The sequence below is a fragment of the Rhodococcus sp. KRD197 genome (assembly GCF_017168235.1).
In the GTDB taxonomy this organism is placed as follows: Bacteria; Actinomycetota; Actinomycetes; order Mycobacteriales; family Mycobacteriaceae; genus Rhodococcoides.
Genome location: NZ_JABFAO010000009.1, coordinates 19,036 through 44,975, shown reverse-complemented (window position 1 = coordinate 44,975; position 25,940 = coordinate 19,036). Strand labels below are relative to the sequence as shown.

26 protein-coding genes are annotated in these 25,940 nt (G+C 63.0%); 12 read left to right on the top strand and 14 right to left on the bottom strand.

The window, feature by feature from the left end; translation table 11 throughout:
- Positions 1-28 precede the first annotated feature (28 nt).
- Positions 29-892 carry an alpha/beta hydrolase gene (locus J1M86_RS13970; RefSeq protein ID WP_307786638.1) on the top strand — a complete coding sequence of 288 codons (864 nt, stop codon included), beginning with the start codon at positions 29-31 and terminating at the stop codon, positions 890-892.
- Position 893: 1 nt separating this feature from the next.
- On the opposite strand, the gene J1M86_RS13965 is transcribed toward J1M86_RS13970, so the two are convergent.
- Positions 894-2,246, bottom strand: a complete 1,353-nt coding sequence (locus tag J1M86_RS13965; RefSeq protein WP_206510323.1) for a cytochrome P450 — start codon at positions 2,244-2,246, stop codon at positions 894-896.
- An 84-nt stretch (positions 2,247-2,330) separates the two neighbouring features.
- Between J1M86_RS13965 and J1M86_RS13960 the strand changes: the two genes are divergently transcribed.
- Positions 2,331-2,948 carry a TetR/AcrR family transcriptional regulator gene (locus tag J1M86_RS13960; protein ID WP_206510322.1) on the top strand — a complete coding sequence of 206 codons (618 nt, stop codon included), beginning with the start codon at positions 2,331-2,333 and terminating at the stop codon, positions 2,946-2,948.
- Positions 2,949-3,071: 123 nt separating this feature from the next.
- On the opposite strand, the gene J1M86_RS13955 is transcribed toward J1M86_RS13960, so the two are convergent.
- Positions 3,072-4,679, bottom strand: a complete 1,608-nt coding sequence (locus tag J1M86_RS13955) for an MFS transporter (protein ID WP_206510321.1) — start codon at positions 4,677-4,679, stop codon at positions 3,072-3,074.
- A gap of 200 nt (positions 4,680-4,879) precedes the next feature.
- Here J1M86_RS13955 and J1M86_RS13950 point away from each other — a divergent pair, with 200 nt between their 5' ends.
- Positions 4,880-6,199 carry a diacylglycerol kinase family protein gene (locus tag J1M86_RS13950; protein WP_307786637.1) on the top strand — a complete coding sequence of 440 codons (1,320 nt, stop codon included), beginning with the start codon at positions 4,880-4,882 and terminating at the stop codon, positions 6,197-6,199.
- Between the two features lie 31 nt (positions 6,200-6,230).
- On the opposite strand, the gene ppk2 is transcribed toward J1M86_RS13950, so the two are convergent.
- From ppk2 to J1M86_RS13930, 4 genes are all read right to left on the bottom strand, one after another.
- Positions 6,231-7,061: a polyphosphate kinase 2 gene (gene ppk2 / locus J1M86_RS13945; RefSeq protein WP_206510460.1), complete on the bottom strand. Its 831-nt coding sequence runs from the start codon at positions 7,059-7,061 to the stop codon at positions 6,231-6,233.
- 22 nt (positions 7,062-7,083) lie between these two features.
- Complete coding sequence (locus J1M86_RS13940) at positions 7,084-8,487, bottom strand: hypothetical protein (protein ID WP_206510319.1); 1,404 nt, start codon at positions 8,485-8,487, stop codon at positions 7,084-7,086.
- Between the two features lie 6 nt (positions 8,488-8,493).
- On the bottom strand, positions 8,494-8,892 hold the full coding sequence (locus J1M86_RS13935; protein ID WP_206510318.1) for a hypothetical protein: 399 nt from the start codon (positions 8,890-8,892) through the stop codon (positions 8,494-8,496).
- A gap of 193 nt (positions 8,893-9,085) precedes the next feature.
- A complete protein-coding gene (locus J1M86_RS13930) occupies positions 9,086-10,033 on the bottom strand; it encodes a sugar-binding transcriptional regulator (protein ID WP_206510317.1) in 948 nt (315 codons plus the stop codon).
- 225 nt (positions 10,034-10,258) lie between these two features.
- Here J1M86_RS13930 and J1M86_RS13925 point away from each other — a divergent pair, with 225 nt between their 5' ends.
- The 5 genes from J1M86_RS13925 to J1M86_RS13905 are packed head-to-tail and all read left to right on the top strand — an operon-like array spanning position 10,259 to position 15,702.
- Positions 10,259-11,251 (top strand): NAD(P)-dependent alcohol dehydrogenase, encoded by a 993-nt coding sequence (locus tag J1M86_RS13925; protein ID WP_241260099.1) that lies wholly within the window; start codon positions 10,259-10,261, stop codon positions 11,249-11,251.
- Positions 11,248-12,012: an SDR family NAD(P)-dependent oxidoreductase gene (locus J1M86_RS13920; RefSeq protein ID WP_206510316.1), complete on the top strand. Its 765-nt coding sequence runs from the start codon at positions 11,248-11,250 to the stop codon at positions 12,010-12,012. Before J1M86_RS13925 ends, J1M86_RS13920 begins: the two co-directional genes overlap by 4 nt.
- A gap of 34 nt (positions 12,013-12,046) precedes the next feature.
- Positions 12,047-13,597, top strand: coding sequence for a sugar ABC transporter ATP-binding protein (locus J1M86_RS13915; RefSeq protein WP_206510315.1), 1,551 nt, complete (start codon positions 12,047-12,049; stop codon positions 13,595-13,597).
- Positions 13,594-14,613 (top strand): ABC transporter permease, encoded by a 1,020-nt coding sequence (locus tag J1M86_RS13910; protein WP_075837918.1) that lies wholly within the window; start codon positions 13,594-13,596, stop codon positions 14,611-14,613. Before J1M86_RS13915 ends, J1M86_RS13910 begins: the two co-directional genes overlap by 4 nt.
- Positions 14,614-14,661: 48 nt before the next feature.
- On the top strand, positions 14,662-15,702 hold the full coding sequence (locus J1M86_RS13905) for a substrate-binding domain-containing protein (RefSeq protein WP_206510314.1): 1,041 nt from the start codon (positions 14,662-14,664) through the stop codon (positions 15,700-15,702).
- A 16-nt stretch (positions 15,703-15,718) separates the two neighbouring features.
- Here J1M86_RS13905 and J1M86_RS13900 read toward each other — a convergent pair whose 3' ends face one another.
- Positions 15,719-16,975, bottom strand: coding sequence for a DUF4185 domain-containing protein (locus tag J1M86_RS13900; protein WP_206510313.1), 1,257 nt, complete (start codon positions 16,973-16,975; stop codon positions 15,719-15,721).
- 215 nt (positions 16,976-17,190) lie between these two features.
- Between J1M86_RS13900 and J1M86_RS13895 the strand changes: the two genes are divergently transcribed.
- Positions 17,191-18,567, top strand: coding sequence for an NAD-dependent succinate-semialdehyde dehydrogenase (locus J1M86_RS13895; protein ID WP_206510312.1), 1,377 nt, complete (start codon positions 17,191-17,193; stop codon positions 18,565-18,567).
- A gap of 51 nt (positions 18,568-18,618) precedes the next feature.
- Here J1M86_RS13895 and J1M86_RS13890 read toward each other — a convergent pair whose 3' ends face one another.
- Positions 18,619-19,461, bottom strand: coding sequence for a helix-turn-helix domain-containing protein (locus tag J1M86_RS13890; protein WP_307786636.1), 843 nt, complete (start codon positions 19,459-19,461; stop codon positions 18,619-18,621).
- A 55-nt stretch (positions 19,462-19,516) separates the two neighbouring features.
- On the opposite strand from J1M86_RS13890, the gene J1M86_RS13885 reads away from it, so the two are divergent.
- Positions 19,517-19,894 carry a VOC family protein gene (locus J1M86_RS13885; protein ID WP_206510310.1) on the top strand — a complete coding sequence of 126 codons (378 nt, stop codon included), beginning with the start codon at positions 19,517-19,519 and terminating at the stop codon, positions 19,892-19,894.
- A 25-nt stretch (positions 19,895-19,919) separates the two neighbouring features.
- Here the strand turns inward: J1M86_RS13885 and J1M86_RS13880 are convergent, their stop codons facing one another.
- Positions 19,920-20,324 (bottom strand): hypothetical protein, encoded by a 405-nt coding sequence (locus tag J1M86_RS13880; RefSeq protein ID WP_206510309.1) that lies wholly within the window; start codon positions 20,322-20,324, stop codon positions 19,920-19,922.
- Between the two features lie 46 nt (positions 20,325-20,370).
- Between J1M86_RS13880 and J1M86_RS13875 the strand changes: the two genes are divergently transcribed.
- A complete protein-coding gene (locus tag J1M86_RS13875; RefSeq protein WP_307786635.1) occupies positions 20,371-21,036 on the top strand; it encodes a hypothetical protein in 666 nt (221 codons plus the stop codon).
- Positions 21,037-21,086: 50 nt separating this feature from the next.
- On the opposite strand, the gene J1M86_RS13870 is transcribed toward J1M86_RS13875, so the two are convergent.
- The 5 genes from J1M86_RS13870 to J1M86_RS13850 are packed head-to-tail and all read right to left on the bottom strand — an operon-like array spanning position 21,087 to position 24,832.
- Entirely contained in the window at positions 21,087-22,172 is a 1,086-nt protein-coding gene (locus tag J1M86_RS13870) for a galactokinase (RefSeq protein ID WP_206510308.1), read from the bottom strand.
- A complete protein-coding gene (gene galT / locus J1M86_RS13865; RefSeq protein ID WP_206510307.1) occupies positions 22,169-23,260 on the bottom strand; it encodes a galactose-1-phosphate uridylyltransferase in 1,092 nt (363 codons plus the stop codon). Before galT ends, J1M86_RS13870 begins: the two co-directional genes overlap by 4 nt.
- 2 nt (positions 23,261-23,262) lie before the next feature.
- Positions 23,263-23,652 (bottom strand): hotdog domain-containing protein, encoded by a 390-nt coding sequence (locus tag J1M86_RS13860; RefSeq protein WP_206510306.1) that lies wholly within the window; start codon positions 23,650-23,652, stop codon positions 23,263-23,265.
- Positions 23,653-23,703: 51 nt separating this feature from the next.
- Complete coding sequence (locus J1M86_RS13855; protein WP_075837912.1) at positions 23,704-24,201, bottom strand: nitroreductase family deazaflavin-dependent oxidoreductase; 498 nt, start codon at positions 24,199-24,201, stop codon at positions 23,704-23,706.
- A 19-nt stretch (positions 24,202-24,220) separates the two neighbouring features.
- Positions 24,221-24,832, bottom strand: coding sequence for a TetR/AcrR family transcriptional regulator (locus tag J1M86_RS13850; protein ID WP_206510305.1), 612 nt, complete (start codon positions 24,830-24,832; stop codon positions 24,221-24,223).
- A gap of 171 nt (positions 24,833-25,003) precedes the next feature.
- On the opposite strand from J1M86_RS13850, the gene J1M86_RS13845 reads away from it, so the two are divergent.
- The gene (locus J1M86_RS13845; RefSeq protein WP_206510304.1) at positions 25,004-25,933 is read left to right on the top strand and encodes a metal-dependent hydrolase; all 930 of its coding nucleotides are present in this window, start codon (positions 25,004-25,006) and stop codon (positions 25,931-25,933) included.
- Positions 25,934-25,940: the final 7 nt, after the last annotated feature.

Sequence of the window (25,940 nt, the reverse complement as noted above, 5' to 3'; positions counted from 1 at the left end):
GACCCCCTCATCGTCGAAGGAGCAATCCGTGGCCAACGCATCGTCGTACGTTTCCATGCAGGACGAGCTGAGGATCAGCACTTACACGTGGCCCACTACGGCCGAGCCTGCGCGCGGAGTGGTTCAGATCGCGCACGGATTGGCCGAACACGGCAGCCGCTATGCTCGCTTCGCCGGGGCGCTGAACAGCGCCGGCTTCCATGTCATCGCCTCCGACCACCGCGGACACGGTTCGTCGATCACCGACACACCGGGCGATTTCGGCGCACAAGGATTTGCCGCGTTGTGGTCGGACATCGAACAACTTGGGGAGTCACTACGGTTGGACCACCCGAACCTGCCACTGTTCCTGTTTGCTCACTCGATGGGATCTTTTGCTGCGCAACATGTTCTGATCGAACGCTCTGATCTGTACGACGGGGTCGTCCTGTCCGGATCGACGACGCTCGACGTCCTGGCAGCGAACATGGCCGACGCCCCCGCGGGAGACCTCAGCGTCTTCAACAACGCGTTCGAGCACCGCACCGGCTACGAGTGGCTCTCCCGCGACGAGGCAGAGGTCGACGCCTATGTTGCCGACCCGCTGTGTGGATTCGATCTTCCCGACAGCACGGTGCCCGCGCTGTTCACCGGTGCGGACGATCTCGCCGACCCGAGGAAGCTCGGAGAGATCCGCTCGGACCTGCCGTTGCTCCTGACCTCGGGATCAGATGACCCGCTGGCCGACGGTGGGCAGCTCATCGAACTGCTGGCTTCCCGGTACCGCGAAGCAGGGCTGAGCGAGGTCACCGTCAAGATCTACCCCGGAGCCCGGCACGAAATCGTCAACGAAACCAACCGCGACGAGGTCACCTCCGACATCATCGATTGGCTGACCGACCGACTCGGCTGAGCTACCGGCGTCGCAAATTCACCGGCTGCCCGTCCTCAGGAAAGGGCAGGGAGGTGAAGTTCAGTGGCGCAACGTAATTCGCCGGGACGGACCAGTCGAACTTCAGCAGCAGGTGGTGCATGATCGTCTTGATCTCGGCGCCCGCGAAGAACATGCCGATGCACTTGTGGACGCCACCGCCGAACGGCTCCCACGCGTAGCGATGCACCTTGTCCTCGCGGCGGTCCGAGGCGAACCTGCCGGGGTCGAACGCCTCGGGGTCGGGCCAGTACTCGGACATGTGATGGGTGAAGTGCGGCGCCACCGCCGCGAAGGTCCCGGCCGGGACGAAGTGCCCCTGCACCTCGGTGTCCTTGATCGCGCGACGGGCTACCACCGGCGTCGGGGACACCAACCGGAGGCATTCCTTCATCACCAGGTCGACACTCTCGAGTTGATCCAACTGACCGAGCGTCGGCGAATCCGTGCCGAGCCCGAGCGATTCCGCACGACATTTGTCCTGCCATTCGGGATGCTGACCAAGGTATTGCATCATGGTCGATAGCGTGATCGTCGACGTGTCGTGGGCGGCCATGAGCAGGAAGATCATGTGATCGACCACTTCGTCGTCGGTGAACCGCTGACCGGTGTCGGACTCGATGTGGCACAGCACCGAAAACATGTCGTCGGTTTCGGTGGCACGCCGCGCCGGAAGGTAGCGCCGGAAGAACTCGTCGAGCATCCGACGCCCGTCGAGGCCACGCTTCCACCGCGTTCGCGGCAGTCGATACCGCACGATCGACGTCGCGGCCTGCACGCACGCTACGAAGCTGTCGTTGATCTCGGCGATCTCGGCAGGCGTGCTCCCCTCCGCCCCGCCCATGAAGATGTCGGTGGCCACGTCGAGAGTGAGTTCCTTGAGTGCGGGATACACACCGAAGCCGGGACCGGGTTCCCACGCATCGAGGCCTGCGGCGACGACCGGGTTCAAGGACTCCACCGACTTGACGAGCCGTTCCCGGGTGAAGGCCTGCTGCATGATCCGGCGGTGTCGCATGTGCTCCTCGGAGTCGAGGAGCATCAATCCGCCGTGAAAGAACGGGCCGATCAGCAGCGACCAACCGTCGCTGTTGACGAAGGCCCTGTCCTTGTTCTGCAGAACCTCCTGGCAGGCATCGGGCCCGAGGACCGCGATCCATCGCTTGCCTGCCATGGACATCCACGACACCTCGCCGTACTTGTTCCAACGCTGCTGAAACAGGGCGAGTGGATCTCGGATGTAGTTCAGCGTGTGCCCGACGACCGGCAAGCCGCCGTCGCCGGATACAGCCTGGAGTCGAGACTCCGCTGGTGGAGCAGCCAAAACGCGTGTCATGTGCACCTCCGTCAATCTGACAGGGGGTCATGTCAGATTGGATGTAGTGTGCGTCACACTCCTCGGATCTGTCAACATCTATCCATGACACCCACCACGCGTCGCTACGCAGGCATGAGCGCCGACGACCGCGCTGCCGAGCGTCGAGCACGCTTGCTCGAAGCCGGGTTGGAGGTGTTCGCCACCGCCGGAGCTGCCGGGGCGACGATGACGGCTGTCTGCGCGCAGGCGAAGCTCACCGAGCGTTACTTCTACGAAAGCTTCACCAGCCGAGACGATCTACTGCGGCACGTCGTCGACGCGGTATCCGAGGAAATCAAACTCGCCGCGCTCAGCGCCCTGCACTCCCCCGCAGCAACCGTCGACAAGCAGGTCGAGAATGCGATCGCAGCCTTTGTCGCCGTTCTCACCGAGGACAGGCGCAAGGGTCGCGTGGCGCTGATCGAGTCGTCCGCAGTCGAATCCCTTCGCACGCACCGCCGAGAGTTGATGCGGGACTTCTCGCGGATCGTCGCCGAGGAATCCCATGAACTGTTCGGCGAGCGCGCCTGGCCGCAGCCGCAATCGTCCATTCACGGACTCCTGTTCATCGGCGGACTCGCCGAATTGGTCGTCGCGTGGCTCGGGGATGAGATCGACGCGACACCGCAGCAGATCGTCGACGCTGCGACGCGCCAATTTCTCTCGGCCGCCCACCGCTGACACGTCGTTACAGTGGATGGAGTAGAACTGAGAATCCAACTTGATCTCGAGCAACATCATGTTGTGTGGACGCGCGCCGTATCCATTGCGGTGAAACAGTTCTCACCGCTGACAGCTTCCCGGCTACGGGTTCTCGGGCACCTGTGCGGCAGGCGCCTGCCGCGGAATGTTACCCGTGAAGAACAAGGCCGTCAGCCCCAGCAGAGCTGCCAGCGCCAGTGCTACTCGCAGTGCCTCGAGCCGAGCATCCGCATTGAGGTCCACAATCTCCTGAGCAGTCGATTCCGACACCGACGCCTCGTTCAGGGCAACTCTCAGCTGGGAATCGGACAGGAACGGAACACCGCTGGCAAGTTCGGTCGAAGCCTGCTCCTTCGTTGCGGCCGGAACGTCAGGATTCGACTGGATGCCTGCAACAATCGTCGCGCTCAGGGTTGCGATGAGAACGGATCCGATCAGCGCAGTTCCGAGTGATGCACCGAGATTGGTAGCCGTGTTCTGCAATCCGCCGACCTCTGCGCTCTGCGAATCCGGCACGGCCGATACCGTCACCGCTCCGAGCTGCGAGGCCAGGGCCCCGAGTCCCAGGCCCATGAGAAGCATCGGTACCGCAACGATGCCGGCATTGGCACCGGGATCGAGCCCGGCAACCAACACCAGGATGCCGATTGTCATCGACGCCAACCCCCACCGCACGACTCGACGCGGGTTCGCACGAGGCCACAGCTTCGGAATGCCAGCAGCCGCGACGAGCAACGCAATCGACAGCGGGATGAGTCGTATGCCGGTCTGCAGGGCGCTCAATTCCAGTACGACAGACAGGAACAGCGGCACGGTGAAGAAGACGCCCGCCTGGACGGTGAACTGCGCAAAGAACATGGTGAGCCCACCGGTCAACTGACGGTTGCGAAACAGCCGCGGATCGATCAACGGCTCTCTGCCGGACTCGGCAAGATGCGTCTGCCATCTCATGAATACGTACAAGAGCATCGTTCCCGCCAGCAGCAGCCATATCACCGGTGACAAGCTCGCGATTTCGGACCCTCCCGGTTTCGGCTGAATCCACCCCCACTCACCCGACCTGAGCACGCCGAACACGATCAGACCCAGGCTGGCCACCGACAACACGGAGCCGACCAGATCGAGCCGAACTCTTGCAGGCGGAACATCGTTGATGCGACGAAGCACCAACAAGATCACAATGACGATTACAACCTCGCCGACGAACACGTACCGCCACGAGGCGAACGTCGTCACCGCTCCCCCGATGAGTGGCCCCGCCGCCACCGCCATCGCGCCCGCCGCAGCGACCAGACCGTATGCTGCTGACCGCTTTTCGGGAGGGAAGTTCGCCGCAACCAACGCGACGATGGCAGGCATGATCAGCGCCGCACCCATGCCTTCGAGTAACGACCACCCGATCAACAGCACCGGAAGATTCGGCGCCAACGCCGTGGTGAGCGACCCGAGGCCGTAGATGATGAGACCGAGGGCAAACGCTCGACGCCTTCCGATGATGGTGCCGATCTTGCCCCCGGTGATCATGAGCGTCGCCATCACCAGCGTGTAGAGCGTGATCGCTGTCTGGATCCCGGTAATTGTCGTGCCCAGGTCGGCAGCAACTTGAGCCATCGACACGTTCATGACCGAACTGTCCAGCGTCATCAAGAACTGACTCGACGCCAACACCGTCAGCACAAGCCCTGAACCTGTTTTCGTTGCAGCAGTCATGAACTCACCCGCCTGGCAGCATTGGTCCCACGACTATGCAGCTGGTCGGTCGATTCCGAATCACCCGTCTCGGATGAGATGCCTCGGCGCACACCCCTGGACACCACCCAGAATTCCTCTCCCACAGGTGGAAGATGGGACATACGATGAAAAGTCGATCCGTCGCAAGGAATGGACGCGAAACCGGGAGGGGCTCTCACGTGAACGGATCAGACTTTGCCGATTTCAGTGACCGTGGTCGGCGCTGGTGGGCACGTGGGGCATTCGCGTTGGCAGTGGCTGCGGCGGCGGTACCCGTGCTGTTTGCCGGAGTGCTGGGCGCCGTGGCGTTGCTCGTCGTGGAAATCGGTGGCGTCGTGGTCACGGTGGCGTCGTTGTACTGGTTCCTCGCCCGACGCGGGGTGCTCAGGTGGATATCCCTGGGAGTGGCGATCGTGACACCGGTCATCGTTCTCGCCGTGTTCGTGCGGGCTCACTTGCTGTGGGTGGTCCTACTTGCCTACCTGCTCGCGCTGGCAGCGGGCGTCTGCGCCCGTGCCGCCTTGCGTACCCATCGCGCGGAGGCGACCATGCCCGAATACCCTGCCTCGCCAGCGCAGCATCCGTTCATGATCATGAATCCGCATTCCGGTGGCGGAAAGGTCGCAAAATTCGACTTGAAGCGCAAAGCCGAGGCTTTGGGCGCCGATGTAGTGCTACTGGAAGGCCCTGGCAACATCGATGTCGCGGCTCTGGCCCGGCAGGCTGTCGAGCAGGGGGCGGATCTGCTGGGGGTGGCCGGCGGGGACGGTACCCAGGCGCTCGTCGCGGCGGTCGCGGCCGAACACGACCTGCCCTTCTTGGTGATCAGCGCCGGAACCCGCAACCACTTCGCGATGGATCTCGGACTCGATCGATCCGATCCGGCCCGATCGCTGGATGCACTCCGGGATGGTGTCGAGCTGCGCGTGGATCTGGGCGCGGTCGATGGACGGCCCTTCGTCAACAACGCATCCTTCGGGGTGTACGCCGAAATCGTAAGCAGCCCCGCATACCGTGACGACAAGGCTGCAACTGTCCTGAAACTGCTCCCCGATCTGCTGACCGGGCACTCCGGCGCACGTTTGGTTGCGCATATCGGTGCCAATGCGGTGGAAGAGCCGCAAGCAGTTCTGGTGAGCAACAATTCCTATGGCACCAGTGACCTTGCGGGTCTGAGCCGCCGCGACCGTCTCGATCGCGGCGTCCTCGGCGTGGTCACGCTGTCTGTATCGAACACCCGAGAAGCGGTCGACTTACTGCGCCTCAACAATGTTCGTGGTTTGACGCAGACAACGGCGAGAGAGGTGATTGTAGAGGCCGACACCCCGGAGATCCCCGTGGGCGTCGACGGTGAATCGCTCCTGCTCCGCACTCCCGTGCGGTGCACCGTACACCCAGGCGCCTTGCGGGTGCGGGTTCCCCGAGACAGGCCGGGGGTACGTGTTGCTGCACCGGTGTTCGATTGGGTTCGGCTGTGGCGGACGGCTTTCCCGAGCTGACTTCGACCTCTCGACCTTTCCGGCGCGAACCTCAATACGGCGTCGGGATCCAATGCAATGGTTGCCTCGGCGCCTCGTAACCGCTTGCGCCCCGCCGCTCCGGAAGGGTGATGCGGGGACGCTCGGGTGGTTCGTACGGGATCTGACTCAGGAGGTGGCTGATGATGTTCAGTCGACCGCGCTTCTTGTCGTCGTTGACGGCGACATACCAAGGCGCCCAGCCGGTATCGGTGAGGTGGAACATCTCGTCACGCGCCCGCGCGTAGTCGTACCAGCGGGTGTACGACTCCAGATCCAGATCCGACAGCTTCCATGTCTTCCGCGGGTCGTCGATGCGGCTCTGCAACCGCAGCGTCTGCTGTTCCTCGCTCACCTCGAGCCAGTACTTGAGCAGAATGATCCCCGAGTCGACCATCGCACGTTCGACGGCCGGGGTCAGCTGAAGGAACTGTTTCGCTTCATCCTCGGTACAGAAACCCATCACCCGTTCGACGCCGGCGCGGTTGTACCAACTGCGGTCGAAGATGACAACCTCCCCGGCGGCCGGGAAGTGCAGCAGATACCGCTGAATGTACATCTGCGTCTTCTCACGATCCGTCGGAGCCGGCAGGGCCACGACGCGAAACACCCGCGGACTGACCCGCTCGGTGATTGCCCTGATCACTCCGCCTTTCCCTGCGGTGTCGCGCCCCTCGAACACGATGCAGATCTTCGCACCCGAAAACTTCACCCACTCCTGCATTGCGACGAGTTCACCGTGAAGCGGACGGAGCAGTCGGCGGTACTCCTTGTTCTTCATGGGTTTGTCGTTCTTCAGGGGCTTGTCGCTCGACGGCCCGGGGAGTTGGTCGGCGTGGGGCATAGGCAAGTCGCGTTCAGGCTCGTCATGCTTCGACTTCTTTTTCAAGGCTTCTCCCTCCGCCCGTGGACGAGGCGAACACTCGAGCCGGTCGGACGAGTAGTTCAAGTCCCGCGAGGGCCAGCACTACGACGAGAACGATCCACAACACGACCATCCCCGTGGGGTACGGCCAGAACATCAGTACCACCGCTCCTACTCCGATTATGAAGCACTGCAGCGGAATTCGCACTTGATTCGCCCAACGTTCAACCCCGTTCGGTGGCCTGCCGCTTCCCGATCGGCGGAAGGCGTCAAACACCTGCCCGTAGCCGCGACGCACGGCTTCGGCGGATGCCGAGCCACCGATGAGGTAGGCGCCGATAGCGACCACCAGACCGAGGACTGCAACCGCGCGCAGGCTCGTGCGGAGCGGAACCAAGACGGTGTCGATCACCGCAGACGCAGCATCGGGTGAGAGAACATCGGCGGGAACGCTGGCGAGGTAGCTCGCGCGTCCGACGAGTAGTCCGATTGCCAGAACAAGCATTCCCAGTGCGATCGACAACCCTGCGAGGCCCAGTGCACGGAGCCTCCTGCGCGAGGGCGCGAGGGCGACAGCGGCTGCAGCGCAGGCGATCCCCAGCCACGGCAGAATCACAGAGGCACGATCGAGCGCGGCGACGGCTCGCTGTGCCTTCACCAATTCGGGTGACTGGAACAACACGAATTGTTTGTCCACCGCAGGGATCTTGTCGACGAAGGCGAAACCACGCTCGGTCAGTGCGGCCTTCACGTTGTCGATCACTGTGCCCAGGGAGATACTGACGGTTCCGCTCTGGTCGACCGCAACCGAGCTCACGCCGTAGTTGCCAGTCATCACCGAGACGAGTGCGTCGTGTGCGGCCCGATTCGCCTGGAACCAAAGATCTTCGAACTGCTGGGACTGCACTAGCGAACCGACGGTGTCATGGACGAAGCTTCTTGCCTGGCTGGTGATCACGGGTGTGAGTCCGATAACGGCCTGATCTAGGCGCGGAGCGTTCGCGGACGCGTTCGACACTTCCGTCAGCGCGGTCAAGGCATTCTTGGTGGTCCCCTCGACGTCGACCCGGGTGAAGATCTCGTCGGTAATCTGGTTCGTGATCTCCGCCTGGATGGCCGAATTCTCACCGAGGGGTGCGACCGTGGCCACGTAGCGGTCGGTGTCGAGGATCTGACTTCTCGTGAAGCGGGCGGTGACCGATGCGATCGCCAGAACAGCGACCAGAACCAGCAATATTGTGACCGCCGTCCAGCGTAGCCCGTTCCGCGGTGAACGCTGCACTCGAGCGCCGACGGCGGCCTCGCCACCGGCCCTAGCGCGCAGTGTCGATACTTCGTTGCGTAGCCGAAGAAGTTCAGCGCGTTCGTCCTCGTCGAGCGGGTGTGCGCTCGCTACGTTGTCCATCGCATGTCAGACTCTTTCAGGATTCCACGTCGCGACCGCCCAAATCACAACCGCGTTCAACGCGATGATCGTGATCGACCACAACGGGTAAAAAGGCAACCACATGAAGTTCACGACGATCGACAGGGCGCACACCATTGCCGCACCGACGCGCGCCCAGGTTGCTCCGGTGAACAACGCCGCACCGACTGCAGCCACGATCACGCCGAGCACGAGATGTATCCATCCCCACGTCGTGACGTCGAGTTGGTAGATGTATTCGTCGCCGACGACAATGAGATCGTCTTTGGCGATAGCAGAGATTCCCTGCAGGGCTTCGAGTATGCCGACGGTGAGGAGGAGAACCGCCCCTGCCATCGAAGTTCCCTTTGCCGCACCTTGGTTGACCAGAGTTCTATCAGACATGATCGTTCCCCTTGCCGCACTCGCATGGACGAACTGGGAAAAATAACGGTACTCTCGTGGCATCTTGTTGTCAGGGAATTGATAGGACCAAGAAATGTCTTCTGGGTGACAATGTGGTAAGAGAATTCAACGGGCAGATAAGCCGTCAGCCGATCTCGAATTCCGCCGACACCCGAATCTCAGCGACACCCGACTAGCGCACGAGTCCGGCGGCAGTTCCGGCGTCGATGATCAGCGAGGAGACCAGCCCGGATTCGAGGACCGACCGGACGGCCGCGAGCTTCTTCTCACCCGCCGCGATGGCGACGACATGGTCGATGCCGCGGAGGGTTTCCTCGGACACGCCGATGCGGCGGTCGGCCAAGCCTTCGACGTGGTTGCCCTCGGCGTCGAGCAGCAGCGCGCACGATTCAGCAACGACTCCCCTGTCTGCGAACTTCTCGGCCTCCTCCGGCGCCAAGAGATCGTACACCTGAGAGAGCCCTGGGCTCCACGAACCAATGGAGACAACTGCTTTCGTCACCGAAGCATGATGTTTGAGTGTTTCTTTGATCCCTCGGCTGCGACGCAGTGCGGCGCAGGTGCTCGCCTCCGAGACCACGAGCGGAGCGTACATCGACCACGCTCGCCCCCCTCCGAGTTCGGTGATGCGGCGGACCAGGTCGGCGGACGTAGCACCGACGGCGCCCGCCATTCCCGTCAACTGCACGACGTCGCACGCAGCGATGGCGTCGATGTGCGTCGCCATCCGTGAGAGCGTGCGCCCACAGTCGACACCGAGAACATCTGCAGCGGTGACGATCTCGCTCAGCAGATCGGCGGTGACGCGTCCGACGGCATCCCAGAGCTCGTCCTGTTCGTCGCTGGCCGTGCGCACCGCGAAGGCCATTCGCAGCCCGAACTTGTCCTTCAGTGCGCGCGAAAGGTCGATGTCTATCGATTCCGGTGCGTGCACGGTGATCTCGACCATTCCCGACGCGACGGCGTCTTCGAGAATGCGAGCGACCTTGAAGCGCGAGAGGTCGAACTCCTCGGCGATCTGAACCCGAGTGCGTCCGTCGAGGTAGTAGCGACGAGCGATCAGGCCGCGCTGAATGAGCTCCTCGGGTCCGACTCTGCGGACGTCGATCTCCTGCGGCATCCCCCCACCTTTCATGTGAATGGCCACCATCATCCTCCCATGCGCTCACATGAGCAAGGACGTTGACATATGAGCAAACAACGATGCATGATCCTCTTCACCAATCACATGAGCAGTGAGGTAGATCATATGAGCATGCTCGACGACGCCACCCTGGAGCGCGTTGGAAAGAACATCACGACCACCGACATATCCCCACCTGCGTCGTCGATGCGCGCGAGCGTGATGACCGGGGTACGCACGCTCTCGATCGAAGACCGCCCCGTCCCGAAGCCCGCTCGCGAGGAAGTACTCATCGAGGTCGCCGCCGTCGGCGTCTGCGGATCGGACGTGCACTACTACCGCGAGGGCCGCATCGGCGACTTCGTCGTCGATGACCCGATGATCCTCGGTCACGAACTGTCCGGCCGCATCGCTGCAGTCGGCGAGAGTGTCGACGCGAGCCGCATCGGTCAACGCGTCGCCGTCGAACCCCAGCACCCCTGCCGTCGCTGCGCGCAATGCATGGCCGGCCGCTACAACCTGTGTCCGCAGATGAAGTTCTACGCGACGCCGCCCGTCGACGGAGCGTTCTGCCGGTACGTCACCATCGACGCCGACTTTGCGCATCCCGTACCGGATTCGGTATCCGACGAGGCAGCCGCCCTGCTCGAGCCGCTGTCCGTAGCGGTGGCGACGATGCGCAAAGCCGGCATCGTTCCCGGGTCTTCGATTCTCATCGCCGGCGCCGGTCCCATCGGCATCATCACCGCACAGGCCGCCCGAGCCTTCGGGGCCGCACGCATCGTCGTGTCGGACCCGGTCGAATCCCGCCGTGAACGAGCCAAGGAGTTCGGCGCGACCGAGGTGATCGACCCGATGAACCAGGACGTCGCAGCCCTCGACCCACAGGTCGATGTGTTCGTCGACGCCAGCGGCGCAGTTCCGGCCGTACAGAGCGGCATCCGCGCCGTAGGCCCCGCCGGTCGAGTAGTACTCGTCGGAATGGGCGCCGACAATTACCCGCTCCCGGTCAGCCACATCCAAAACCTCGAGATCACGGTGACCGGCATCTTCCGCTACACCGACACATGGCCGGCGGCAATACATCTCGTCTCCTCCGGTCTGGTCGACCTCGACCGTCTCGTCACCGGACGCTACGACCTCGAACACGTCGCCGATGCTCTCGACAGCGACAACGACCCCGCCAGCCTCAAGTCGATAGTGGTGCCTGCATGAACAACAATCCATTCGATCTGACCGGACGTACCGCCATCGTCACCGGCGGGAACCAAGGACTCGGACGCGCCTTCGCCTTCGGGCTGGCCGCCGCCGGCGCCCGCCTCGCCATCGCCGGACGCAGCGCCGAACGCAACGAGAAAGTCCTGGCCGAAGCCGCCACCGCCGGATACGAATTCACCTCGATCACCGCCGACATCACCCGCCGCCCCGATATCGAGAGGATGACCGCAGAAGCCATCGATGCACTCGGACACGTCGATATCCTCGTCAACAACGCGGGGACCTGCTACCACAACGACTCCTGGGATGTCACCGAGACTGAATGGGACAATGTCTTCGACCTGAACGTCAAAGCACTATGGGAGTGCACGATCGCCATCGGCGCGCATATGCGCGAACGGGGCAGCGGATCGATCGTCAACATCGGATCGATGTCCGGAATCATCGTCAACCGTCCGCAGATGCAACCCGCCTACAACGCGTCGAAGGCAGCGGTGCATCACCTCACGAAATCACTTGCTGCCGAATGGGGTCCGCTGGGAATTCGCGTCAATGCCGTAGCCCCCGGGTACTGCAAGACGGAGATGGCACCGGTCGACCGCCCCGACCTGAAGAGGTACTGGATCGATGACGCGCCGATGCAGCGTTACGCCCTGCCGGAGGAGATCGCGCCGAGCGTGGTGTTCCTGGCCAGTGACGCCGCCAGCTTCATCACCGGATCAGTATTGGTCGCGGACGGGGGCTACACGGCATGGTGAGTACCGAAGCTGCCAGCACCGTCGGAGGTGCACCGTGACCGCACTGCTCGCCTGCCGTGAGGTGACCAAGAGTTTCGGCGGCGTACCCGTCCTGAAGGGCATTTCGCTCGACCTCGAGCCGGGCACGGTGACCGCGCTCGCCGGTGAGAACGGCGCAGGCAAATCGACCCTGATGAAGATCGCCACTGGCCAGTTGCGCGCAGACACGGGCACGGTGACGATCGGCGAACACACCTTGTCCTCCGGCGATCCACGCGACGCGGTGCGCCGCGGCGTGGTGATCGTGCCTCAAGAACTCGCGTCCATCGACGACATGACCGTCTACGAGAACATGTTCGTCGGCCGCGAGATGCGCAGGGGGATCTTCCTCGACCGCCGGGCCATGATCAAGGAAGCCGCCGAAACACTGGGCGTCTTCGACGTGACCATCTCGCCGACCGCGCGGATGGGTTCACTACCCGTCGGGTTGCGCCAGATCATCGAGATCGTCAAGGCCGCCCGGACAGGCGCCCAGGTCGTCATGCTCGACGAGCCGACCTCCGCCATCTCGGAACGGGAGGTCGAAGGCCTCTACAAGGTGATGCAGCAGCTGCGTGATCGCGGAGTGGCCATGGTTTACACGACGCACAAGATGGCCGAGATCAGGGCGATCGCCGACCGCGTCGTCGTTCTCCGAGACGGCAAGCTCATCACCGACGAAATGCTCGGCGACATCACCGATGACGAGATCGTCACCGCAATGATCGGACGCGAACTCGAAAATCTCTTCCCCAGTGTCGGTTCCGCTACCGACGAAGTGGTTCTGGAAGTCGAGAACCTCCAGGTAGTGGGCGCGTCGGGGCCGGTGAACCTCACGGTACGACGTGGTGAGATCGTCGGACTCGCCGGACTCGTCGGCGCCGGACGCACCGAATTGCTGGAAGCACTGTTCGGGATGCGCGCCGTCAGCTCCGGTTCGGTCGAGGTCGCTGGGAAGACAGTACCGAAAGGCGAACCCGCCGCGGCGATCACCGCGGGCATGGCCATGGTGCCGGAGGATCGCAAGGTCAACGGCGTCGTGCTGTCGATGAGTGTGCTCGACAACGGATCACTACCCCGGTTGTCCTCGTTCGACGTCGCGGGATGGCTGCGCAACAAGGCACGCTCGGAGGCAGTATCGAGCGCGATGGACTCGGTCCGGTTGCGTAGTCGCGGCCTGGGCCAGAGCGTCGGCACTCTGTCCGGTGGAAATCAGCAGAAGGTGGTGCTGGCGCGATGGCTCACCGGTACGGTCAACGTGCTTCTGCTCGACGAACCCACTCGCGGTGTCGATGTCGGCGCACGGTCCGAGATCTACCGCATCATAACCGAATTCGCCGAACGCGGAATGGCCGTCGTCATGGCGTCGTCGGACATGCCTGAAATTGTCGGTCTCTCGCATCGCGCGTTCGTCATGCGCGAGGGCACATTCGTAGGTGAGCTCGACCGGGACGCGCTCGACCATCCAGCGGTGCAGGATTCGGTGTTCCGTCTGGCCACCGCCCTGGACACACGCACAACCGACACGGCCACGACGCCATCGTCACTCGAGGAGGCATACCAGTGAGTACACCCGTTGCCGAAAAGGACTCGGAGCAATCCAGTTCGGCCACAACGGGAGGACCGGCGCGCCGATTCTCCAGCGCTTGGGCGGGCGCCATGGCCATGCGCTATTCCATGGTCATCGTCATGTTGCTCGTCATCGCGTACTTCTCCTACCGCAGTGCGCGATTCGGAACCGTCGACAACCTGCAGACCATCCTGGTCGCTGCAGCACCGTTCGCGCTCATCGCGCTCGGCCAAACACTCGTCATTCTGACGGGAGGCATCGACCTGTCCGTCGGCAGCGTCATCGCGGTCTCGGCCATGGCTTCGGCTGCGGTCGCCAAAGCCAATCCCGGCCAGGTGTACCTGACGGTGCTCGTGGCGATGGCAGTCGGCCTCATCGCGGGATGCATCAACGGATTTCTCGTCTCGCGCATCAATGTGCCACCGTTCATCGCGACACTCGGTATGCTCACAGCCGGTTCGGGTTTCGCATATGTTATCGGTGGAGGCGCACCCATCAATGGACTCCCAGCGGAGTTCGGCCAGATCGCCAACACCAAGATCCTCGGCCTGCAGATCCCCGTTCTGGTGATGATCATCGGCATCATCGTGCTGGCGGTGGTGATGAAGCGGACCGCCTATGGCATGCGCGTCTACGCTGTCGGCGGCAACCGTACCGCGGCCGAGATCGCCGGAATCAATGCCAAGAACATCCTTTTCAGCGTATACGCGCTCTCCGGTCTGCTCGCCGGTTTGTCCGGCGTCATGCTCGCATCGCGGGTCATTTCCGGCCCTCCCAACCTGGGCCAGGGCTACGAACTCGATGCGATCGCGGCAGTGGTCATCGGCGGCGCCAGCCTCATGGGTGGACGCGGAACCATCTGGGGTACCGCGCTCGGCCTGCTGATGATTCAGACGCTGAACAACGGTCTCGACCTTCTCATCGTTCCCGCCTACTGGCAGGACGTCATCAAGGGCGTGCTCATCGTTGCGGCCGTCTCGGTCGACGTCTGGTCGTCCAAACGAAGAACGTGACCCAGCCCCTTCCCTGAATGAATCACACCCCTCGATCTGGAGATGACAATGAAGTTTGCTTCCAAGATGCTGACCGTTGCAGCCACCGGTCTGCTCGCAGTCGGCATCACCGCCTGCGGAGCAGGCGATACCAGCGCACAGGACGGCAAGACCCGCATCGGCGTCACGGTGTACGACATGAGCTCGTTCATCACCGCGGGAAAGGAGGGTATGGACACCTATGCCGCCGCCAATGACATCGAGTTGCTGTGGAACTCGGCCAACAACGATGTCTCCACCCAGGCCAGCCAAGTCGACTCGCTGATCAATCAGGGCGTCGATGCCATCATCGTGGTACCGGCACAGGCAGATTCGCTGGCCCCGCAGGTACAGGCGGCAACGGACCAGGGCATTCCGGTGATCGCCGTCAACGCCGCGCTCGAGTCCGACCAGATCTCCGGCAACGTCCAGCCCGACGACGTCGCCGCCGGCGCGCAAGAAATGCAAATGATGGCCGACGCCCTCGGTGGCCGCGGCAACATCGTCATCCTCCAGGGCCCGCTCGGTGGCTCCGGAGAAATCAACCGCGGCGCCGGTATCGACCAGGTTCTCGCGAACTACCCGGAGATCAACGTCCTCGCCAAGGACACCGCCAACTGGAAGCGCACCGAGGCGGTCAACAAGACCAAGAACTGGCTCTCGAGCTTCGGCGACCAGATCGACGGAGTTGTCGCACAGAACGACGACATGGGACTCGGAGCGCTGCAGGCGCTGAAGGAAGCCGGACGAACCGATGTCCCGATCGTCGGCATCGACGGTATCGAGGACGGGCTCAACGCCGTCAAGAGCGGCGAATTCATCGGCACATCGCTGCAGAACGGAACGGTGGAACTGTCCGCCGGTCTCGCCGTCGCCAACCGCATCGCAAAGGGTGAGGACGTCGACACCGAACCCGTCTACGTCATGCCCGCCATCACGGCCGAGAACGTCGATGTGGCCATCGAGCACGTGGTGACCGACCGTCAAGCATTCCTCGACGGGCTCGTCGCGCTGACGGATGAGAACCTCGAATCCGGCGACATCGCCTACGAGGGCATCCCAGGGCAGTAAAACGCCTCACCGTTCTCTAGCTCAGCAGATCCAAGTTGGTCTCGAGCAACATCACGTTGTAGTCGACCCACCGCGACGCCGTGAAGTACAGCTTGTTCCCACTGGTGAGGGGATGAATGTAGGGCGCGTAAATGCCGCCTGCCGTCTCCAGCGGGCTGAGCACCGTCCGCGGCGGACCCCACGGTCCCTCCGGGTTCTCGGCGGTCCGGGCGACGATGGTGCGCTGAACTTCGTTGCCGTACATCATCACATAGCGTCCCAGGTAGTCGTTCCACGCGACGGACATCTCGCTCACCGGTTCGGGAACCACCGAGACGGAGTCACCGACTTCCGTCGACCACGGTTCCTCCTGATTCTGCGTCGAGTATTCGTACGCGTTCAGATCAAGAATGTCCTCCGGCAGCACTCGGGCGAGGAAGGCTGCGCCGAAACGCCCGTTGGGTGTTCCGAATTGATAGATGTAGCCGTCCTCACCCTCGACGTAGGCGTTCATCTGATACTTGCCGTTGCTCTCCTCGACCTGAGGGAGTGTGGGAATGGTGATACCGGCGTTGACCCGCACCGTTTCCGTTGCCGTTACCCAGTTCTGGCCGTTGTCGACGGAAGTGGCGATCGCCGAGAAATTGGTGACCCACCGGCCGGGCGAACCCCACTCCCGCACCGACATGTAGTTCAAGTATTGGACGCCGTCGATCGCGATTGCGGCTGTCGGAATGACGGTGTCCTCGACACCGGCGATACCGAGACTCGAAATGATCTCGCTGGCGAACTGCGGATTCTCGGGTTGGACTACCGCACCTGAGGTCACATCGCCGGGAATGCCCGGTTCGATCGAGATACCGTCGGACAAATTGGTGTCGTCGGAGCGCATGAGAGCGTTGCTGCGCCACTGTGTACCCGGAATCGAGCAGTTTCCGAACGTGTCGCCGAACGCCATCAGTGTCTGGCCGGAGCCATTGTCCCAACTGATGCCGAGATCGGTACCTGAGATACCGAAGCGGTCGTAGGTGTCGTTTTGGCTGCGAGGGCCCGTCACCCAGGCAACCGATGTCGAGTTGCCGGAGATCGTGGGCAGCGGGCCCTGGGGGCCAAGAGGGTCCCGGCCTGGGTCACCGCCGGAGCTCCCAGACGATCCGAACAGCGGCGACGAGCCCGGACTGCCGATACCGCCGCACGGTTCGGCGGACGCCACGGGCGCCGAGAGGACGGACAGCCCGCTTGCAACCAAGGTGAGGACGGTGCCTACCACGATCTGTCGACTACGAGCGCGCATACACGACCCGACCCTTCACGTGTGACTGCTGTGACGTATGTGACTGACGTGGTGAGTGTGGCGCAATTCAACGGCATGCGCAACAAATCACGCGTGTCGATACTTGACAAAACGAATGCCAACGTTGTGATTCGCGGGCACCGCTGCGACCAGCGAGGAAGCCTCAATTCGACTCAGCAGGAACAAGCCCCCGCCCCCAGCCCGTTGCACTAGGTATGACAACCTACAAAACTGTCAATCCCGCCGACGGCACAACCGTCAAGGAATTCGAAACCCTCGATGGACCGGGCGTCGAGCGTGCCCTCGCTTCGGCGCACGCCGGCTACCAGACATGGCGCGCTACGTCGCCGCAGCATCGCGCGGACACCCTCCGCAAGGTCGCCGACATCTACGACGAACGGTCCGACGAACTGGCGCGCAGCATTTCGCTCGAAATGGGTAAGCCATTGACCGAGTCGAAAGGCGAGGTCGAACTGTCCTCGGCTATCTACCGGTACTACGCCGACAACGGACCGAAGTTCCTCGAAGAAGAGCAGCTCGACGTCCCCGGCGCGGAAGAGTCTGTGCTGCAACGCAAGCCGGTGGGCGCCCTCGTCGGCATCATGCCCTGGAACTTCCCGTACTACCAGGTCGCCCGATTCGCGGGCCCGAACCTGATGCTGGGCAACACCGTGCTGCTCAAGCACGCACCCAACTGCCCGCAGTCCGCTCTGCTCATGGAGGAGATCTTCCACCAGGCAGGCCTACCCGCCGATGCCTACATCAACATCTTCGCCACCAACGAGCAGATCGCGGACATGATCGCCGACCCTCGCGTGCAAGGTGTTTCGCTCACCGGTAGTGAGCGGGCCGGAACATCCGTCGGCGAGACCGCGGGCCGCAACCTCAAGAAGGTCGTGCTCGAGCTCGGCGGCTCCGACGTGTTCATAGTCCTGGACAGCGACGATATGGACGCCACCGTTGCCGCGGCCACGCGCGCAAGATTGTCGAACGCCGGTCAGGCGTGCAATGCCGCCAAGCGCATCCTCGTCACCGAGCCGTACTACGACGAGTTCGTCGCCAAGCTCACCGAGTCGTTCGCGGCCACCGCGACCGGCGATCCGCTCGACGAGAGCACCACGCTCGGGCCCCTGTCCTCACAGACCGCCGCCGACAATCTGATCGAGCAGATCGACGACGCCGTCGCCAAGGGCGCGACACTGCTCACCGGCGGTAAGAAGATCGACGGACCGGGAGCCTTCGTCGAGCCGACGTTGCTCGCCGATGTCACACCGGACATGCGTGCCTACGGTGAGGAGCTCTTCGGGCCGGCCGCTGTCATCTACAAGGTCACCGACGCCGACGCGGCGATCACCCTGGCCAACGAGTCTCCATTCGGGCTGAGCGGCTCGGTGTGGAGCACCGACCTCGATGGCGCCCGCGCAGTCGCAGAGCAGCTCGATGTCGGCATGGCTTTCGTCAACGAGCACGGAACCACCCTCCCGGGACTCCCGTTCGGCGGTATCAAGCGCTCCGGCGTCGGCCGCGAACTCGGGCCGTGGGGAATGGACGAGTTCGTCAACAAGAAGCTCGTGCGAGTGTCCAAGAAGTAAGTAAGTACCCGAGACACAGGCCGCGCCGAGCGAGTATCGGCGCGGCCGTGTTCAACTCTGATACGCACTCGGCGATACCCCGACGAGCTCGGTGAATTCGCGCGTGAAATGCGCTTGGTCGAACCAGCCGTACCGCGCGGCGAGGTCGGCAAGGGAACCGGTGTACCCGGCGTCGAGATCGCTGACGACATCGTGGATGCGGTAACGAGCGAGAACCCACTTGGGCCCGACGCCGATGTACCTGGCGAACAGTCTCTGAAGCCGCCGAGAACCGATTCCGCACCGTTCCTCGACATGCCCGACGCGAGTCAACGTCCGGTCGCTCAGCATCATCGAGATGACCTCGAGGACTGCGTCGTATTCGGGGTCAGGGGCACGGTGGAGGGCGTCCAGAGCCGAATCGGCCAGCTCCCGGCAGGCATCTGCAGTCAGATTCGGTCCGAGTGCGCCCAAGGCGTCGACGGTTTCCGACGAGATCGCCGACGGCGGTGCAACCGGTACGTCGCGCAGAGATCGAGCGTTGATCCCGGTCAGGCTGGTGAAACCACCGGGACGAAACTTCATACCGAAGACCCAGCCTGTCTCGGCGAGCGTCACGTCGAACCGGCGAGTGAGCAGACCGGTCACGACAACGGGACCGCCGAGCGCATCGACACCGTCACGCACCCATCCCCGCTCGACGCTGAGAGTGCATGCGGGATGCGGAAGCGTCGAGCTGCGGTAGAACGTTTCCGCTGGTAGCTCCCAGTGCAACAGCCAGTAGTTCTCCACCCAGAGCGCGAGCGACGGTGCGCACGGTAGCCGAACGAGGTCGACACATTTCGCCAACTGGTCGGGACGAAGAACACCGGCAGTGGTCGCCGTCGAGCCTGTCGCGTTTTTCCTATCCAGCACGCATCGAAGTTTAGGAGGATGGACCGACAAGCAACGACTACGAAGGAGACCAACCGTGAGCGCTACACCGGTCGCAACGCTGAAGATGGTGACCCTGGACTGCGCAGACCCCGAGGCGAGTGCGTCGTTCTGGTCATCGCTCCTGGGCTGGAGCATCGTCCACGCGGAAAAGGACTACGCCATGCTCCAGGGGCCGAGTAGCGCGCTCGGCTTCGGACGCGTCGAAGACTATGTTGCGCCGAACTGGCCGAATGCGAACGGCAGCAAACAATTCCACTTCGATCTCGCTGTTGCCGATCTCGACGCTGCCGCAACCGCCGCAGTCGAACTCGGCGCCTCGCTCCCCGACCATCAACCGGGCGAAACGTGGCGTGTCCTTCTCGACCCTGCTGGACACCCCTTCTGCCTGACGAAAGCGGAAAATTGGGGTTGACGGCACCGACGCTCGGACGCAGTAGTCAGAGCTTGCGGACGTGCGTGGTGTCCAGTACCAACAGTGCGGCCCCCTGTATCACCACGGCTACCCCGTTTGCGCGGGCCACGTCGGCGGTGATGCGGCCACCGAACCGGGGCCGGCGGGCTACCAGGTACGCACCGCCCAGCATGTAGCCCACATCGAGGCCCACGTTCACCAGCAGTATTTTCCGCAGCTTGGACGAGGTCGGCGTGCGAAGGCGGGATGCAACCCCGGCGATCGCGAGATCGATAGCACCCCATTCCGCGGTCTGCATCCCGAATGCGCGAACCATCGGGCGGCTGCTGGTGGTGGCAGCGATCGCACCGGCGACGACGCTGCCCCCACCCCATACGGCGAGAGCGCGACCGAGTTGGGAGGCGACGAGTTTGGCGTTCTCCGAGTCCATGGTCAGTCAGTGTGCCGTCGATCGAGTCGAATGGGAACCTTTCGAAGTGAATGTAGTTGAATCGACTGCCATGGCATCGAACCCCGTTTTCACCTTTCCAGCCGACCGTGCACAGCGCACGACACTGCTGTCCGGCTCGTCACCGGCCGAGCGACTGCGTTTCTGGACGCTGACCGAACACATCGCTTACCCGGACGTGCGCAACATCGTCGCGGACTACATCAACTCGACGATCTCCGACCCCGCGAATACACAGCGCCACCGCTGGACCGTCGAGGCGCTGACACCGTCGGAATCCGATCACGAGCGACGCCTGCTCACAGTGACCTGCGGCAACCTCGAGACGCTGTTCGTCACCGAGTACAGCAACGAGGCGGACGACACGATCGAACTCGAGATGACCGTCAATACCGCGATCCCCGGTGGGTACACCGCCCAGCAGCTCGACATTTCGACCGATGTCGTCTCCGCGACGCGCGGCAGCTACTCCTCGCACGAGGTGTGGACGTGGCGAATCGACCTGGGCGCGCTCCTGACCGACGATGCGGAAGTCGACTTCGGGATCGACGACGAATTGTTCGACGATCTCGCCTACACCCTCAACTCACAACTGATGAGCGGCGACGCTCAGCCGGAGACGACCGCTCACAGCGAGGATCTCGCGTCCGACCTGCTTGCCGAGGCCTACCGCCAGCTGGTCGACGCCATGTGATGCGCTCCGCGCATGTGAGTGGAAATACGTGCCCCACTATGGATTTCCGCTCACATGCGGGAGGCGCCTCTGCCGGCGCGCGCGGTGAAGATCGTGGGCGAGGGAAATCCGCCTGCAGTGGTATCACCGGTGATCGAGTCGGTGATGGCGTCGATCTCGGATGCCGGAACAATGGCGATGACGCAGCCGCCGAAGCCTCCGCCGGTCATGCGCGCGCCGAGAGCACCATGCCGGACCGCAGAGGCCGCGATGAGGTCGATGTGGGGTGTGGTGATCTCGAAGTCCTTGCGCATGGACTCGTGCGATCGAATCATCAGCTGCCCGACACGCGGGAAGTCCGAGGCCGCCAACGCCTCTGCGCAGTCGAGTACCCGCTGATTCTCGGACAGAACGTGCCGGACCCGGCGACGATCGACGACCCCCTCGAGCTCGTCGAGAACCTCGCGGCCCTGCACGTCGCGCAGTGAGCCCACCCCCAGTACCCGCGCCGCCCGAGTGCAGGCTGCACGACGTGAGGCGTACTCCCCCGCGGTGTGCTGATGTACTGCATGGGAATCGACCACCAGAAGTGTGAGTCCGTGCGCCGCGAGGTCGAAGGGGACAAGCCGAACCGAGGTGGAGTCGAAGTCGACGAGCAGCGCCCGATCGGCTTCGCCGTACATCGAGGCCAGTTGATCCATCAGCCCGGTCGGGACTCCGACGAAGTCGTTCTCACCATGCTGCGCAATCCGTGCGGTCTCGCTGCGATCCAATTCGGTTCCGGTAGCAGCGTTCATTGCCAGCAGTGCTGCGCACTCGAGGGCAGCCGAGGACGACAACCCTGCGCCGACGGGCACATCGCTCGTCACCGACATCACGCCGCCCACCACCGGATGCCCGGCATCGGCGAGCGCCCAGAGCGCCCCGGCGGGGTATGCCGACCAGCCGTTGACATCGCCAGGACGGACATCGATGGGAAACGACACGCTGTTGCTCTCTCGGTCACTCGACACGGTCACAGAATCGGACCCGTCGGGCTCGAACCGAACGGTAGTGCACCGCTCCAGCGCGATGGGCAACGCGAAACCCAGGTTGTAGTCGGTGTGCTCGCCGATGAGGTTGATGCGGCCCGGTGCTCGCGCAGCGAAAGCATTCACGACGCCGCGCTTCTGAGCCTGTCTGCGGCCTGCTCCGGCGTCACGTCGGTGACGAACGCGTCCATCGCGGATTCGGATGCAGCGAGATACTTCAGTTTCGTCTCCGACCGCCGGATCGACATCAACTCGATGTGGAAGTAGCCGTGCGCCTGAATGCCCTCGGTTCGATACTGGTGCAGCGCCGAAATATACGGCAGCGGAGTGGGATACAGTCGATCGAAACGGCCGAGCACATCGAGATATACCGACGTCAGAGCGTCCAGTTCGGCGTCGGTCAGCTCACTCAGGTTGTGTACGTGACGATTCGGGTAGATGTGTACCTCGACAGGCCACCGCGCGGCGAACGGTACGAAAGCCGTGACATGTTCATCGGAAACGAGTATACGACGGCCGTCATCGATTTCCCCGGAAAGTATGTCCGCAAACAGGTTTCGGCCGTGCATTTCCGCGAACTCCCGCGCTTGTCGCAGCATCGACATCGTTCGCGGCGTCAGGTACGGATATCCGTAGATCTGCCCGTGCGGGTGCGGGAGCGTCACCCCGATCTCCGCGCCGCGGTTTTCGAAACAAAAGACCTGCTCGACGCCGGTCAATGCGAACAGGGCCGCGGTCCGCTCACGCCAAGCGTCCATGACCAGGCGCGCGTGAGCGTGGCCGAGCTCGGCGAAGGACGTCGTGTGCTCGCTCGAGAAGCAGATGACCTCGCACCGGCCGACTCCCGGGGCCGACACAGCATCGTCGATGGGCGCCGGTGCGTCGTCGCCAGCGCCCGAGAGGCTGGGAAATCGGTTCTCGAACACCACGACGTCGTACTCGGCTGCAGGCACCTCACTGCGATCACCGTTCGGCGACGGACACAGCGGACACTGATCGGCCGGCGGCTTGTATGTCCGCTCCTGTCGCAGCGCAGCGATCGCGACCCAGTCGCCGGTCTGGCGGTCGCGCCGAATCTCCGACGGCGCGGTATCGGCGCGCGTTGTCAATGGACGAACATCGGGAACCGGACGAGCGGTGTTGCCCGCCAACGAGAAGAACACGATCTCACGTCCGTCGGCCAGCTCGCTGCGAACCGTGCGCGTGGTGGACATGACTATCGCAGCGTGTCGAGAACGCGACGGTGATCGTCGGTCAGCGCACTGGCCGAACCGTCGACGACGCGAACCAAGGTGAAGGACGCAAGTGCGGCGCGTTCACCGTGTTGGTCGATGGCAACATCGACGGAAAACGAGCTCCGCCCGACCTTCGTTACGGAGACTTCGACGTCGGCGACACCCACCAGGAGCTCGCGGGAGAAGTTCGACGTGACGTTGACGATCATCACGTCCATCGCCGTGAAGCGCCCGGCACTGGCGTGGCTCAACGCATCGGCCCAGGCCTGGCTCGCGAGCTCCAGCGCCAAGTACGCCGGGACGTGTGCCGCCTCGACGGCCGAACCATCTCTGGCCGGACGATGGGTCAGCGGGAGCGTGGCTCGATACATCGTTGGCACGCTACCGGCAGGACTCGATCGGCTCGGAACTGCAACGCACATTCAACTCGCGACCGCCCCTCGGGGTTCGAGAACGACCACCGGTATCACGCGCTCAGTCCAGGACTGATAGTTCGCGAAGTCGGCATACAGCTGCACCAGCTGGGGCCACAACCGCGCCCGCTCGTCCGCCGACGCCGTACGGGCACGGACATTGGACCGATCCTTTCCGACCTGAATCCAGGTGTCGGGGTTATCGACGAGATTCCGATACCACTGCGGATTCTTGGGCATACCACCTTGTGACGCCACCACGACCACGTCGTCGCCGTCTCGGAGATACAGCAGCGGTGTCGTGTACGACGTGCCTGATTTCCGGCCCGTGTGACCGAGCAACAGAACCGGCACCGGCTTGCGGAACCCGCTACCGATTCGCCATTTCCCTCCAACTCGCCCGCCGGTGCGCTGATACAGCCAGACCTGCGCCCGAGACGCATACTTGAGCACCTTCGGTACGAGCGGAGAATCCAGTTGAGGCGGCCGCTTCGGCGATGTCGTCATGGAGCGAAGCCTAGGCCGCCTACTGAGGTCTTTCTTGAGCGATGATGGCCGATCCCATCCAGCGGCGGAGAAATCTGCGTAGATCATCGTCGTCCCGCGGAGGATTACCAGGGGAAGCGAAGAACGATTGCATCGTTCGGAGGACGTATTCGACGAGCTCCTGCAGGGATGCACCGTCGTACCCGTACGACTCCCAGTCGACGTCGAAGCGCCTGATCATTGTCAGACCGAATGCACGCGCTTCGTGGGAGGTGAGTCCTTCGGGATGGACGTTCGAGTGAGTGCCAGTGAGCAGTATGCCCAGATGTGGGGTTCGACGTACTTCCGCGAGCGTGTAGACCACTCCCTCGGTCATCGCCTCGACCGGGTCTCCGATGCCTTTCACGTGGATCGACAGTCTTTCGAGAAATCCGTCGACCGACGCAATGGCCGCCGCTCTCAACAGAGCCTCGGCGCTGGGAAAATAGCGATACACCGTCTGCCGGATGACGCCGAGCGATTCCGCGACGTCGGCAATGCTCACAGCTGATCCCGTCACTGCGATCAGATCTACTGCCGCGGCGACAATTCGCCGGGCCGCCTCGTCATCGGTGTCCGGTGGACTGCCGTTCCATCCGCGTCGTCGCGCCACGTCCCGCTTCCTCGCTCGAAGGGTTTTCGACGCTACCACGGGCATCTGATCGAGAGATGCCCCGAAACGATCATACAAAGTGACAGCAATGTGTATGGTTGCATCATTCGCACGCTCGACCAGCCCAGCTCAGCCGAATCGCATTCGCTTCCCGAGAACGAGGTATCGACGGTGACCGATCTACATGTGCGCAAGATGCGCTTCGCCTTCGCCGACTATGACGTGCCGTTCCTCTGGAACGAAGAGAATCCCGCCTTTTCGAGCATGGCCAACGCGGTCTCGTTCTTGGCGATCGGCTTCGAAAAGATGATCGTGCAGATGATCAGCGAGGCCAAGCCCCACATCACCGACCCCGCGATCGCCGAGGAGGCAATCGCGTTCGTACGTCAGGAGGGGCAGCATTCGAGCGCCCATCGTCAGCACGCAAAAGGCTTGATCAAGGCATATCCACAACTCCAGGAAACGCTCGACGACGTCATCGGTGCTTACGACAAGCTCACCGCGGAGACCTCGCTGAAGTACCGGCTCGCCTACACCGCCGACCTCGAAGCAACGTTCACCCCGGTCTTCAAGTTGATGCTCGACAACGATTCGACGCTGTTCCAGCCTGGAGACGACAGAGTCGCGTCGTTGTTCATCTGGCACTTCGTCGAGGAGGTAGAGCATCGAAGCTCGGCGCTGAAAATCTTCAGTTCCATCGTCGGAAGCGACGTCTACCGAATGCGTATGGCGCCGTCGATATTTCGGCACGTTCTGCATGTCATCAAGATTGCGTGCGAGGGCTTCAATCAGCACGTCCCGCTGGACGAGCGGAAGATCGATGCGCTCGCAATGTTCGCATCGCACCGACGCGCACAGCATCTGAAAAAATGGACACCGCTGGTGAGTTTCGAGGACCACGGCCCGATGCCGCGCGCATTCGACCATCTGCCGATCGGTGAGCAACTCACCGCGTTGGTGGGAGTCGTCCGCAGCCAGCTGCCGAAGCACAACCCGGACCACGAGAAGCTTCCCGAGCTCGCAGATTTGTGGTTCAAGCGCTTCGACGACGGCTACGACGTCACGCAGTGGTACACGGCCGAGAACGCTGCGTCGGAATAGGGGCAGA